General features: G+C 32.5%; 12 protein-coding genes and 1 pseudogene. 8 read left to right on the top strand and 5 right to left on the bottom strand.

The features are described 5' to 3' along the window. Window positions 1-61 precede the first annotated feature (61 nt). Together ST1E_RS00245 and ST1E_RS00240 are read left to right on the top strand one after the other, a co-directional pair. Window positions 62-1,807: a M61 family metallopeptidase gene (locus tag ST1E_RS00245; RefSeq protein ID WP_015389258.1), complete on the top strand. Its 1,746-nt coding sequence runs from the start codon at window positions 62-64 to the stop codon at window positions 1,805-1,807. A 71-nt stretch (window positions 1,808-1,878) separates the two neighbouring features. Further along, a complete protein-coding gene (locus tag ST1E_RS00240; RefSeq protein WP_015389257.1) occupies window positions 1,879-2,238 on the top strand; it encodes a dihydroneopterin aldolase in 360 nt (119 codons plus the stop codon). A gap of 10 nt (window positions 2,239-2,248) precedes the next feature. On the opposite strand, the gene ST1E_RS00235 is transcribed toward ST1E_RS00240, so the two are convergent. Genes ST1E_RS00235 through mltA form a run of 3 tightly spaced genes read right to left on the bottom strand, consistent with a single transcriptional unit; the run spans window position 2,249 to window position 4,534 of the window. After that, a complete protein-coding gene (locus tag ST1E_RS00235; protein ID WP_148283596.1) occupies window positions 2,249-3,340 on the bottom strand; it encodes an FAD-dependent monooxygenase in 1,092 nt (363 codons plus the stop codon). Next, complete coding sequence (locus ST1E_RS03965; protein ID WP_235043598.1) at window positions 3,337-3,390, bottom strand: hypothetical protein; 54 nt, start codon at window positions 3,388-3,390, stop codon at window positions 3,337-3,339. The genes ST1E_RS00235 and ST1E_RS03965 overlap by 4 nt, the downstream gene beginning before the upstream one ends. Window positions 3,391-3,442: 52 nt before the next feature. Beyond that, the gene (gene mltA / locus ST1E_RS00230; protein ID WP_015389255.1) at window positions 3,443-4,534 is read right to left on the bottom strand and encodes a murein transglycosylase A; all 1,092 of its coding nucleotides are present in this window, start codon (window positions 4,532-4,534) and stop codon (window positions 3,443-3,445) included. 243 nt (window positions 4,535-4,777) lie between these two features. On the opposite strand from mltA, the gene rpe reads away from it, so the two are divergent. The 6 genes and pseudogenes from rpe (at window position 4,778) to trpC (ending at window position 10,313) form a co-directional block, all read left to right on the top strand. Continuing rightward, a complete protein-coding gene (gene rpe / locus ST1E_RS00225) occupies window positions 4,778-5,476 on the top strand; it encodes a ribulose-phosphate 3-epimerase (RefSeq protein ID WP_041185945.1) in 699 nt (232 codons plus the stop codon). After that, the gene (locus tag ST1E_RS00220; RefSeq protein ID WP_015389253.1) at window positions 5,469-6,161 is read left to right on the top strand and encodes an HAD-IA family hydrolase; all 693 of its coding nucleotides are present in this window, start codon (window positions 5,469-5,471) and stop codon (window positions 6,159-6,161) included. The genes rpe and ST1E_RS00220 overlap by 8 nt, the downstream gene beginning before the upstream one ends. A gap of 221 nt (window positions 6,162-6,382) precedes the next feature. Then, a complete protein-coding gene (trpE, locus tag ST1E_RS00215; protein WP_015389252.1) occupies window positions 6,383-7,894 on the top strand; it encodes an anthranilate synthase component I in 1,512 nt (503 codons plus the stop codon). A gap of 21 nt (window positions 7,895-7,915) precedes the next feature. Next, complete coding sequence (locus tag ST1E_RS00210; protein ID WP_041185944.1) at window positions 7,916-8,482, top strand: aminodeoxychorismate/anthranilate synthase component II; 567 nt, start codon at window positions 7,916-7,918, stop codon at window positions 8,480-8,482. Between the two features lie 16 nt (window positions 8,483-8,498). Then, on the top strand, window positions 8,499-9,530 hold the full coding sequence (gene trpD / locus ST1E_RS00205; protein WP_015389250.1) for an anthranilate phosphoribosyltransferase: 1,032 nt from the start codon (window positions 8,499-8,501) through the stop codon (window positions 9,528-9,530). Then, window positions 9,527-10,313, top strand: a pseudogene (gene trpC, locus ST1E_RS00200) (indole-3-glycerol phosphate synthase TrpC). The gene trpD and the pseudogene trpC overlap by 4 nt, the downstream one beginning before the upstream one ends. A gap of 9 nt (window positions 10,314-10,322) precedes the next feature. Here the strand turns inward: trpC and glmS are convergent. Both glmS and glmU read right to left on the bottom strand, forming a co-directional pair. Continuing rightward, window positions 10,323-12,152, bottom strand: coding sequence for a glutamine--fructose-6-phosphate transaminase (isomerizing) (gene glmS, locus ST1E_RS00195; protein ID WP_015389248.1), 1,830 nt, complete (start codon window positions 12,150-12,152; stop codon window positions 10,323-10,325). Window positions 12,153-12,435: 283 nt separating this feature from the next. Beyond that, window positions 12,436-13,803, bottom strand: coding sequence for a bifunctional UDP-N-acetylglucosamine diphosphorylase/glucosamine-1-phosphate N-acetyltransferase GlmU (glmU, locus tag ST1E_RS00190; RefSeq protein ID WP_015389247.1), 1,368 nt, complete (start codon window positions 13,801-13,803; stop codon window positions 12,436-12,438). Between the last annotated feature and the right edge of the window lie 115 nt (window positions 13,804-13,918).

Below are 13,918 nucleotides of genomic sequence, written 5' to 3'. Positions count from 1 at the left end.
TATATTCCTTATCAAAAATTAATAAAATTATAAAAACATTCTAGTTATTAACTAAATAATTATGGAAAAATCAATAAACTATCAATTAGAGATATTTGATATTCCTGGACATAGATACAAAGTCCAAATAAAAATAAATAAACCAAACCAAAATGGACAAATTTTATCAATGCCTTCCTGGATCCCAGGAAGCTATACAATAAGAGACTTTTCTAGAAACATAGAGACCATATATGCTCGTTCAAATGGTTCTAATATAAATATAAAAAAAATCAACGATCATTCATGGAAAATAGATAAATCTGATAATCCAGTAACGGTAGAATATGTCATATATGCATTTGATAAATCAGTGCGAGGATCTTATATAGATGATGAAAGAGCATTTTTTAATGGATCCAGCATGTTTTTGAGAATAGATGGCCAACAAGACCTTAACTGCCTTCTTCAAATAAAAAAAATTAATAACTGGAACATATACACTAGTCTACCGACACTAGAGGCAGCATATATCAATGAAGATAAACAATTTTGGTTCTATTATTCTAAATGCTATGATGAACTAATAGACCATCCTATAGAAATAGGGAATCCTAAAACAAGCATCTTCTTCTCCGGGGGAACTATGCATGAGATAATATTATCAGGAGACTCTTTTAGAATAGATATAAACAGGATTAATCAAGATGCAAAAAAGATATGTGATTCTCAAGTAGAATTCTTTGATCCTATAGATAAAATATCTCCTTTTTCAGATAGTAGTGATAGATTTATTTTTTTTATAAACATAAATTCCAATTGTCATGGAGGTTTAGAGCATAGAACATCTTCTGCTTTATGCATAGGAAAAGAATGTTTGCCAATGATAGGAGAAAAAGAAACTCCTGAGAAATATATAGAACTACTAGAATTATTAAGCCATGAATACTTTCATGCATGGCTCATTAAAAGAATTAAACCAGAAATATTTATCGATTATAAGCTACAAGAATCTAATCAAACGTCACTATTATGGGTATTCGAAGGTTTCACCTCATACTACGAGGATATTTTCCTTCTTAGAACAGGGTTAATTAATCGCAATACATATGCAAACATTATATGTAAAAAAATTAATATATTAATAAATTCTCCTGGCAGAAAAAAACAAACCCTAGCACAGAGTTCTTTTGATGCATGGACTCGTTACTATAAACAGGATGAGAATTCCCCTAACTCCATAGTAAGTTATTATATAAAAGGATCAATTGTAGCACTGGGTCTAGACTCTATAATCAGAAAACAAAGTAATGAGAGATACTCTTTAGACGATGTAATAAAATTCATGTGGTATAAATATGGTTGTAACTTTTACAAAGGTATAAAACGGGGTATATCTGAAGATAATTTAGTTGAAATAATAAAAAAATCAACAAACATAAATACCGGGATATTTATAGAAAATTATATATATGGACTAGTAGAACTTCCAATACAAGATTGGCTAATGCAATTTAAAATTAAATTAGAGCTCATAGATACAGAAAAACCTACTTTACATGCGAAAACCAGTAGTAAAAATAATGGGATTCTGCTAGAAACCATACTAGAAAATGGAATAGCACATAAATCTGGACTATCATCTGGTGATTTGCTGATAGCAATAGATGGAATTATGGTAGACAACAGAAATAATGGAGCAAGCATGTTAAATGGGTACAGAATCGGTGATCATGCTAACATTTGTGTGTTTCGCAATAACAAACTAAAATTCTTTAACATTCATTTAGACGAATCAGAAAAAATCTATGAGGTAAAACTTATATAACTAAAAACCCAATTGATACATAAATGAATTAGAATCTTACAGCAATAATCAATCTTAATAGGATCTAAATAATGAGGTTTTCAAGAAAAATATTAATCTCTGATCTATTTATAAATTCCAGTATAGGTATATTGGAGAAAGAGATAAATAATAAGCAACGGATAAATATTCTGGCTATTCTAGAAGTAGAATCATCACCCACTACCGCAGATGACATTAACAATGTATTGGACTATAGGCATATAGTTGATACTATAACAAAAATAGCGAATAGCAGACATTTCGGTCTTATAGAAACTCTATCTTACAATATATCTAGCACCTTGCTGAGCACTTTCTCGGAAATAATATCTTTAAAACTGACAATAAGCAAATTCGATGTTTTTGATAACTGTAAAAGCATATCCATAGAGGAAGAATATCATAAATAGTTATGAAAAATTAATTTTTAGAAGCATAATCTACTATTATTGGCTTAAGGAAAAATGCCTTATTGATAAGAGATAATCCGCAATTTCGGGCTATTTTAACTGGAAGAAGTTTGCTACTAAAAATCTTATGTAAACCATCAGTCACAATACGCATGCGAGATATGTGTCGTTCTCTGACCTTACTATAATTATTTAATAGTTCTATATCACCGAAATTCTGATTCTGACTTTTCGATGTAAGGGTATCGCACAAAAATTCTGAATCTCCAAGACCGATATTTAATCCTTGTCCTGCTAAAGGATGCAATCTATGAGCGGCATCTCCTATAAAAACCATACCAGGAGCAACAAGGTTGGATTTTTCTAGTGTCAGATTAAATTTCGATATTCTCTTACTCACTATCTTCATACAACCCAGTCTTCGATCAGTAATATCAACTAATCTATCTTCTATATATAATTTTTGCTTGTCATTATTCATGCTATCTAAGAAATTAATAATATCTCGATTGACAGACCAAACCATTGACACTTGATTTCCAAAAGAAAGATCAGGTAAGGGTAATAATGCCAGAACGCCATGTTCTCCAAACCATTGAAAGGCTTTACCCCTATGCGCACCATGAGAACATATATTTGCAATTATTCCTGTTTCATTATAATCCTTAATTGAACGAGCAATCCCTGATAAATTACGTAACGTAGAGTTATAGCCATCTGCTCCAACAAAGAGTTCCGCAGATATCCTTTCTCCCCTTTCTGTGATAATTATATTATCCTTATAATCAAAACAGCGATCGTCAATCCATGGCACATCTATATTAAGGATTTCCTTAACTAATGATCTCTCAATCTCTGCTGCTTCTACTATCCAAGATAGTTGTGATACAGATGATTGCCAAGCGCTCAATTCAAGTACAGAGCGATAAGCATCCCCATAAATCTCCATGCCAGTAACAGATGTTAAACGACTATTTGGCATGTTGGACCAACAACCTATTTTTTCTAAGAATTTTTTACTGGATTCAGATATGGCATATATCCTTGATCCATATTCATCATTATGCGTAGAAATATCCCTATAATGAGGCGCAATTATCATAACATTTTGTTTTTTTTGGCTAATGCTAAAGCAGTAGAAAGACCAACTATACCTGCACCACAAATAACTATATCTTTTTATTCATAATATTTAATTTGTATATTAAACTTTTGGTAGCAAAATCCACATTTTACATATTTGCTTTAATTTACCAGCAATAAGTCCTGAATCTAAACTGCTACCGATAAATAAATCTAGCCGTCCAGGACCTCTTATTGCTGATCCAGTATCTTGTGCAAACACAAAATGTTGAAATAAGGAATAATCTGGAAGATTAAATGATATAAACATTGGCATACATAAAGGTATGAAAGTACTATCAACAGCAACAGAACGCATTGCTTTAAGCTCTATGCCGCAAGCACCTCTAGGGCCAATTTCTGATTTAGGATTATTTCCCTCAGAAAAAAACACGAATGATGGGTTTGTATTTAATAATTTAGTTATTTTTTCTGGATTTTGCTCAGCCCAATTCTTCAGAAAAGATACAGATATCTTATCTCTTTCTAATGCTTCTTCTTTTACTAACCAATCACTAATTGATATATATTGATGACCATTATGCCCCGCAAATGATAATCTAATAATTTCACCCAAATTATCTTCATCCATTAATACAAGACGTCCAGAGCCCTGAATTCCAAGAAAATAGTTATCTATCAAATCATCAGTCCAAGCTATAACTGGGAAATATTCTTCTTTCAATATAATCTCTGACCTTGAGTAATATGGGACAACTTTCCCTTCACTAATTCTTCCTCTAATTATCTTTCCTTTTAATTCCGGATAAATTGATGATAAATCTATGTTAAGCAGATCATCAGGTATACCAATGATTGGCCATTTATAAGAATCATGTTTATATCTAGAACCTCTTAACAACGGCTCATAGTACCCTGTTAGTAATCCAATTGTCTGGTTACCAGCCATATCAGCAAACACCCAAGGCTGTAGATATTTTTTCAGAAATTTCTTTATTTTATTGCTGCTATTCGATAACTCAGCATTACATGAATTCGCAATAGAACATATTTTTTTCCATTCGGTTGATTTTACATAATTATTAATAGAATTCGTTGACTCATGATCAATTATGCAATGACAATTCCTCAAAAACATATCCCAGAATTGCAAAAGGTCATCCTCTTCCCAATTAGGAATATTGTTCCAATCTGATTCTTGGAAATTTTTCAATGTATCATCATGTATATGAAGTGTACTTCCATGTGACTCTAATATAGGATAGAAAAATATATTAGCAATAGCAAAAAATAAAAAACAATTCTCATTTATAACTCTTAACCAATATTAAAATTCTAAAATAGCTGATTTTATAAAAATAAATGTTATAAAATCCAATTAAAGACAATAGTCTTACACAACAAATACTTATAAGATTAACATCTTCAATAAATAAAAAACATTAGGTATATGTTCATGAATACAAAAAAAACACCTATTATAATTGCTCCTAGCATTCTATCAGCTAATTTTGCCTACTTAGGCATAGAAATAGAAAAAGTTATTACATCCGGTGCTGATTGGATACATATAGATGTTATGGACAATCAATACGTGCCAAACCTAACCATTGGTCCAATGATATGTCAATCTATAAGACCAATAACCAAAGCTCCATTAGACGTACACCTAATGGTTGAATCACCAGATACTATTATTCCAAAATTCGCTAAAAGCGGAGCTAATATAATAACTGTCCACCCAGAAACAACAAAACACTTGGATAGAACATTATCTATAATAAGGGACCATGGATGCAAATCAGGATTAGCATTTAATCCATCAACACCATTGAATTACCTAGACTACATAATGGATAAGGTTGATTTGATACTAATAATGTCGGTAAATCCAGGATTCGGTGGTCAAAAATTTATACCATCTGCCATCTTAAAACTACAAGAAGCATCGAGTAAAATAAAGCACTGGGAAGAAATTAACGATTCTTCTATACTACTGCAAGTTGATGGAGGAATTAATGCAAATAACATAAGAGAAGTATATGCTGCTGGAGCTAATGTATTTGTTGCAGGGTCAGCAATATTTAATTCAAAAGATTATGCTGCTACCATTGATTTAATGAGATCTAATGCTTTACTAAAAATTTATGACTAAAATTAATTCTGTATTAATTGATTTAGATGGAACTATGATTGATTCCATATCAGATATATCATATGCCATAAATATTATGTTAGAAAAAATGTGTTTAAGTAAAATACCTGAAAATATAGTAAAAAAATTTATTGGGAAAGGTATAAATAATCTTATAAATAAATCATTAATACATACTTCTAACAATATAGATTTGAGCAATGATTATTTTGAAAAAGCAAAAAAATTATTTTTTAATAGCTACAGAAAAATAAACGGAGATAAAACTTTAGTTTATAGTGGGGTATTTGATGGGTTAAGTATGCTAAAGAAAATTGGGATTAGATTATCTGTAGTAACTAATAAACCGACAGAATTAGCGATACAAATATTACAAAATACTAACCTGTTACCATTTTTTGAATATGTTATATGTGGAGACACTTGTGAAAGATGCAAACCTTTTCCTGATCAAATACTACTAGCATGTGAAAAAATGGATATTAAACCACAACAAGCCGTAGTAGTTGGAGACTCAATGAATGACATATTATCTGCTAAAGCGGCAAATATCACGGCCATCATGTTAGTTTCATACGGGTACAATAATAACTCAAATATATACTCAATGGGAGCTAATGTCGTAATAGATAACTTGACAAAAGTTTCTCAATGGGTTCATCATTACAATGAAGCTATCTTTTAGTATTTTAAGCATTTAAATTAACTGTATCTAATTATAAAATTATGAATTGTAACTACCTGGACAAAACACATGACGCTTTATGGCGCTGGTGGCGTATTCCGTCCGGGTAAATGATCACTTTAGATCATAATCAAATAATTTGCATAAATAAGCAATATCTAAATCAACCCGGAACAATTTATTATAGTTCTGGGTTTTTTATTAATAGGCATGGAAAAAGCATGACAGAAATAGAATTTAATTCATTAGTATCTCAAGGGTATAATAGAATACCACTAATATCAGAAACTTATGCTGATCTAGATACACCGTTATCTTTATATCTTAAACTTGCATATTCTAATAATAATTCTGGAAAGATGAGCTGTCTTTTAGAATCAGTCATGGGTGGCGATCGTTTTGGAAGATATTCTTTTATAGGATTACCAGCCGAAACAATTTTACGATCTATTGGTAAAACAACTGAAGTTATTACAAATGGTAAAGTTTTAGAAAAATATGAAGGAAATCCTCTTGATTTTATAGAAGAATATCAATCTAGATTTAGAGCTGCCCCACTGCCAGGAGTACTGCGTTTTTGCGGTGGATTAGCTGGGTATTTTGCTTATGATGTGGTTCGCAACATAGAACCATGTTTAGGACCAGCAGTGAAACCTTTTCCACCAGGAATGGAAGAAGGCACACCTGACATAATGTTATTACACATAGACGAATTAGCAGTAGTTGATAATCTAGCAGGGCGCATTTACCTAATAGTATATGCAGACCCTAATAAACCAGAAAGCTATTCAAAAGCACAAAAGAGATTAACAGAACTAAAAAATAGACTAAAAAAACCTATAGAGACACCTTACTCTCACAACAGCATGCAAACTAGTGAGCAACGCAACTTCACTAAAAAAGAATACATGTCTGCCGTAAGAAAAGCTAAAGAATATATTGAGGCTGGTGACCTTATGCAAGTAGTTATTGGCCAAACAATTACTAAATCATTTAGAGATAATCCTCTATCGCTATATAGGTCATTAAGATCAATAAATCCTTCTCCGTATATGTATTTCTGGAACTTTGATGATTTTCATGTTGTTGGATCATCACCAGAAATATTAGTTAGGCAAGAGAAAATTATAAACAATGGAATAAAAAAATCACAGATTACGATAAGACCACTAGCAGGAACTAGAAAAAGAGGTGGTACTCGTGAACAAGATCTTGAGCTAGAACAATCTCTTAAATCTGACACAAAAGAAATTGCAGAGCACGTGATGCTTATCGATCTAGCTAGAAATGATATAGGTCGAGTTGCTGAAATTGGATCAGTTAAAGTTACTGATACTATGGCTATAGAACGATATTCACATGTTATGCACTTAGTATCTAATGTTACAGGTATATTAAAATCAGATATGGGAAATATGGATGTTCTAAAAGCTGCATTCCCGGCTGGGACATTAACAGGAGCACCAAAAATACGAGCAATGGAAATAATAGATGAATTAGAGCCAGTAAGGAGAGGGGTATATGGTGGAGCAGCTGGTTACTTGAGCTATAACGGAGAGATGGATGTTGCAATAGCGATACGTACTGGAATCATTAAGAATGGAATACTCTATGTGCAATCTGCTGCTGGAATAGTGGCAGATTCTGATCCTGAATTAGAATGGGCAGAAACTGAAGCCAAGGCCAGAGCAATACTTAGAGCTGCTGAACAAGTACAGAATGGTTTAGATTAACGGACATTTTAGGAATAAAAAATGCTTTTAATGATAGATAATTATGACTCATTTACATATAACATAATTCAATATTTTGGAGAACTTGGAGAGGATGTAAGTGTATACAGAAACGATGAAATTGATATTCAAGGTATTGAGAATTTAAAACCAGATAGAATATGTATATCTCCAGGACCTTGCTCCCCTTCTCAAGCTGGAATTAGCATATCTACTATATTAGAATTTTCTGGAAAGATACCTATATTAGGTATCTGTCTAGGACATCAAGCTATCGGTGAGGCGTTTGGCGGAAGAATTGTTAGATCTAACCATGTTATGCATGGAAAAACAATACAAATATCACACAACGGACTTGGTGTTTTTAATAATATACCATCACCATATACAGTAATAAGGTACAATTCATTGACTATAGACCCTTCAATGGTACCTGAATGCCTGGAAGTTACAGCAACAGCTCCGGACGGAGATATTATGGGAGTGAGACATAAACAACTACCAGTCTTCGGTGTACAGTTTCATCCAGAATCCATACTTAGTGAACATGGGTACCAGTTGTTAAAAAATTTTCTTATGATAAATTAAAATCGGAGAATAATCAGTGTCTATTACTGTAACTGAAGTATTAACTAGATGCATTGAACATAGAGAAATATTCCATGATGAAATGTTCAGCTTAATGAGTATGATGATAAATGGAGAACTATCTCCCCAAATCTCAAGTGCAATACTTATCGGATTAAGAGTCAAGAAAGAAACTATAGATGAAATAACAGCTTCTGCTTTGGCTCTGCGAGAATTTTCTAAACAAGTTCCTGTTAAGAACAGAGAAGATCTTTTAGATATGTGCGGTACTGGAGGAGATGGTAGTCAAACTTTTAATATATCTACTGCTGCTATGTTTGTTGCAGCTGCTGCAGGTGTAAAAATAGCCAAACATGGAAATCGCGGCGCATCTTCTTCTTCTGGCAGTGCAGATGTTTTGGAAGAATTAGGAGTAAATATAGAATTAGAACCATCACATATTATTGAATGTATAGAAAGGACCGGTATAGGATTTATGTTTGCTCCATTACATCAGAAAGCAATGGATAATATTTCCATGGTTAGAAAAGAAATTGGGGTTCGTACAATATTTAATATATTAGGACCACTAACCAATCCAGCATGTGCGGCTAATCAGCTAATGGGAGTTTTTCATCCTGATTTAGTAGGCATTCAAGTTAGAGTATTAAAAAAACTTAAATCTCGTCATGTGCTTACCATATATGGTAAAGAAGGCATGGATGAAGCTGCATTGGGTAGTGCAACAATGGTTGGCGAATTAAAAAATGGAGTAATAACGGAGTACGAAATTCATCCTGAAGACTATAATATTCCAATGGTATCTAATCGTAATATCAGAGTGTCAAACAGGGGGGAATCAGCTCAACTCATACTAGATTCTTTAAATGATCTAGATGGCTCTGCTAGAGATATTGTTGCCCTAAATGCCGGTCTAGCTATATACGCAGGAAATAGAGCTAATAGTATTAAACAAGGTGTTTCATTAGCTTTTGAGGCTATAAAAAATGGATCGGCAAGGGATAAGTTAGAAGAATTTAGAGCCTACACTAGGAAGTTCTCAAAATGAATGACATACTAAAAAAATAGTTTTTGCAAAAAAAGAAGAAGTATCTATAGCTAAACAAAAAATAGCAGCTCTGTTCTCATGGAAAAAATATGTAAACAAGACCCTACCAGGGGATTTGCTGACGCAATAGAAAATAAAATTAAACAAGGATTGCCTAGTGTTATAGCAGAGATAAAAAAAGCCTCCCCGTCTAAAGGAATACTTAGGAATGATTTTGATCCAAGAAAATTTGCTATTACTTATGCTAAAAATGGCGCGGCTTGCATATCAGTATTAACCGACACACAGTTTTTTCAGGGATGCTGTGAAGACCTGTGTAAAGCTAGATCTGCTTGTAATTTACCAATTCTACGAAAAGATTTTGTAATAGATCCCTATCAAGTGTTAGAAGCACGTTCCATAGGAGCTGATTGTATATTGTTGATAGTATCTATACTAGATTCTAAACAATTAATAGATTTAGAAGCAGTAGCAATGGAATTAGGGATGGATGTTTTGGTAGAAACACATACAAAGCATGAAATTGATCTAGCGCTAAAATTGAAAACAAGACTCATAGGAATTAATAATAGAAATCTAGGAAGTTTTCACACTGATATAAATAATACATTAAAACTAAAGGAATATGTTCCCAATGAAAAGATAATAGTTACTGAAAGTGGATTCTCCTCAAAAAAAGATATAGAAACAATGAGAAATTCTAATATAAATGCATTCCTAATTGGAGAAACATTTATGAAATCTATAGATCCTGGGCATAAATTAAGTGAACTAATTTCTTAACACAAGTATTTATTCTACTGTTACGCTTTTCGCTAAATTTCTTGGCTTATCAACATCTGTTCCACGTATACATGCTGTATGATAAGCTAACAATTGTAAAGGAATAGTATGTAGAATCGGTGATAGCATACCATAATGCTCAGGCATTCTTATTAGGTTTATGCTATCATCGTTGATCTTGCTATCAGCATCAGCAAAAACATATAATTTACCACCTCTTGCCTGCACTTCCTGCATGTTAGATTTTAACTTTTCTAATAAAATATCCTTTGGTGCAACCACCACAACAGGCATATTATCAGTAACCAAAGCTAAAGGACCATGCTTCAATTCTCCAGCTGGATATGCTTCCGCATGTATATAACTAATCTCTTTCATTTTTAAAGCACCCTCAAGTGCTATTGGATAGTGCATTCCACGACCAAGGAATAGAGCGTTCTCTTTATTGGCAAAATGATTAGCCCATTTGACGACTAAAGGCTCCAAATCCAAAACAGAAGATAAAGCAGCTGGCAAATGACGCAAAGCTTTTAAAAAGAGCATTTCGTTATCTCTACTCAGAATAGAACGATTTTTTGCAAGAGTAATAGATAATAGGAATAACACTGTTAATTGAGTAGTGAACGCCTTAGTTGAAGCAACTCCAATTTCTATTCCTGCTCTAGTTAGATAACAAAGCTTACACTCTCTAACGATGGCACTAGTTTGGGAATTGCATATTGCCATATTATAGTTCATACCCAAGGACATAGAATGTTTGAGTGCCGACAAAGTATCAGAAGTCTCACCTGATTGAGATATTACTAGTACTAGTGACTTGGGATTTACAACACTATCTCTATAGCGATACTCACTAGCAATCTCGACAGAAACTCTAATTTTAGCAATAGATTCTATCCAATATTTTGCAGTCATTCCAGCATAGTAACTAGTGCCACAAGCAATTATTAAAACAGAATCTATATTCCTAAATATTTCCTCAGCATCGATTCCAAAAATATTTTCTGATACTATGTTAACTTCTTGCAAAGTATCTGCGACAGCTCTAGGCTGCTCAAATATCTCTTTTTGCATGTAATGGCGATAAGTTCCCAACTCCACAATACCTATAAAACTACTCTTTGGATATCTTTTCCTATGCGCTAGAGAATTATCAGAATCTACAATTAGAAAATTATTGCTTTCTATATCAACTATATCACCATCTTCTAAGTATATGACTTCATTGGCCCTACCTGCCATAGCTAAAACATCAGAAGCTAAAAAATTTTCACCATCCCCTAAACCTAATACTAAAGGAGCACCCTTACAAGAACCTATTATCCTGTATGGTTCATCTGCACAAAAAACAGCTATAGCATATGTTCCAGTCAATAGCTTAGTGACTTTTTGAACAGTTCTAAGAATATCACCGTCATAATTATGATTTATAAGGTGGACCAAAACCTCTGTATCGGTCTGACTCTCAAATAGATATCCAGATTCCTGAAGCTCTACTCTTAGTTCATCATAATTTTCAATTATTCCATTATGAACTAAAGCAATTCTTGGTTTTCCAGAATCTAAACTAGAGAAATGCGGATGAGCATTATAAGTAGATGGCATTCCGTGCGTTGCCCACCTTGTATGAGCCAAACCAATAGAACCATATAAATTATGCTCTATTATTTGCTTACTTAAGTCATATACTCTCTTCATGCTACGAACCCTTCTTAGGTTCTTTTTTCCATAAATTGCGATACCACAAGAATCATAACCTCTATACTCCAAACGTGACAAACCATCTATCAACATAGAAGTTACATCTCTGCAAGAAACAGCACTTATTATGCCGCACATAATGACTACTCCAGCTAATCATATAAAAAACTGTATAACAAAACACATGATATTCAGATAGATACAACGCTATCAATATTATTAATAAATATCAATTAACAAGATATAGAATATGATTTTCATTTTTAGGTAGGCAACAAATATTTATTTTTTTGTCAACCCTAATTTTACTAAAAGAAAGGGTATTATAAAGTACTTCCAGTTTATTTTGGAATATGGGCATGTCAAAACGATTAATAACTATAAAACAACTTAGAATATATATAATAAATTAATAAAATTGTCAGTTTTTCTTTGGTCTCTTCCAGTTAACTATGGTTTTCTGCCTAGCTCTAGCTATTGTTAATTTGCCAGCAGGAGCATCATCAGTCAATGTTGTTCCTGCGCCTATGGTTGCACTTTGACCTACTTTTATAGGGGCTATTAATTGAGACCCAGACCCAATAAAAGCATTGTCTTCTATAATTGTTTGAAATTTATTGGCCCCATCATAATTGCATGTAATAACCCCTGCTCCTATATTAACATTCGATCCAACATTAGAATCGCCAATATATGCCAGGTGATTAGCCTTGCTTTTATTTCCAAAATTTGTATTTTTTATTTCTACAAAATTACCTATTTTGGAGTTACTTTTTATATGAGAACCTTTACATAATTTAGCAAATGGACCTATAGAAACATTATTCTCTATAGTACTATTGCTTATATGACTGTAAGCTTCTATTCTAACATTTTTTTCTATAGTAACATCTCGCAAAATAGAATATGGTCCTACATAAACATCATCTCCTAACTCAACTAATCCTTCAAAAACACATCCAACATCTATAAAAACATCGCTGCCAAATCTTAAAGAACCACGCACATCAAAACGACTAGGATCAGATATAGTTAATCCTTTAGACATATAATTTTTAGCCTGTTCGTATTGATATACTCGCTCAATGTTTGATTGTTGAATATGATCATTAATACCAAAAACTTCCCAAGATTTTTTAGGAGAAACAGAGTTAACAATTACACTATTAGTAACAGCAATTTTCACTAAATCTGTGAGATAATACTCCATTTGTTCATTATTGTTAAATATCATACCTATCCACTGTTTTAGTTTTGTTGTCTGAATAGCAATGATACCAACATTAACTTCCTTAATGGCTATTTGTTCATTATTAGCCTCTTTATGCTCAACTATCTTAACAATATTACCAGTCTTATCTCGAATAATGCGACCATAACCATCAGGATTATCAGATACACTAGTCAATATAGACATTCCTTCACAACAAGAATCTAATAATGATCTTAATGTATCAACACTTACTAATGGAACATCACCATATAAAATAAGTGTATTGCTATCTTCATTATCAAAAGAAGATATCATTGGCATAGCGCACATTACAGCATGAGCTGTACCTAATTGAGACTCCTGTAATACAATATTTAGATTATCATTGCTTATATATGACTTAACAAGATCAGCTTCATGACCTAAAACAATTGTTATAGAATCAGGATTAAGATTTTTCGCGCTTTCTATTACATACTCTAACATGGGACGACCTGCAAATGTATGTAAAACTTTAGGAATTTTGGATTGCATCCTCTTTCCAGATCCAGCGGCGAGTATAATAATATTTAGCATAAAATTATTTAGATAGTTAATGGCATATGAAATGATACTTAAAAATTACAGGTAATTTAAACTATAAACAAGCAAAAAAACTTAATGAAAACAATAACTGAATTTAAATTAAATT

The organism is Candidatus Kinetoplastibacterium galatii TCC219, from assembly GCF_000340905.1.
Taxonomy (GTDB): domain Bacteria; phylum Pseudomonadota; class Gammaproteobacteria; order Burkholderiales; family Burkholderiaceae_B; genus Kinetoplastidibacterium; species Kinetoplastidibacterium galati.
This window is presented reverse-complemented; position numbering and strand designations above follow the sequence as displayed.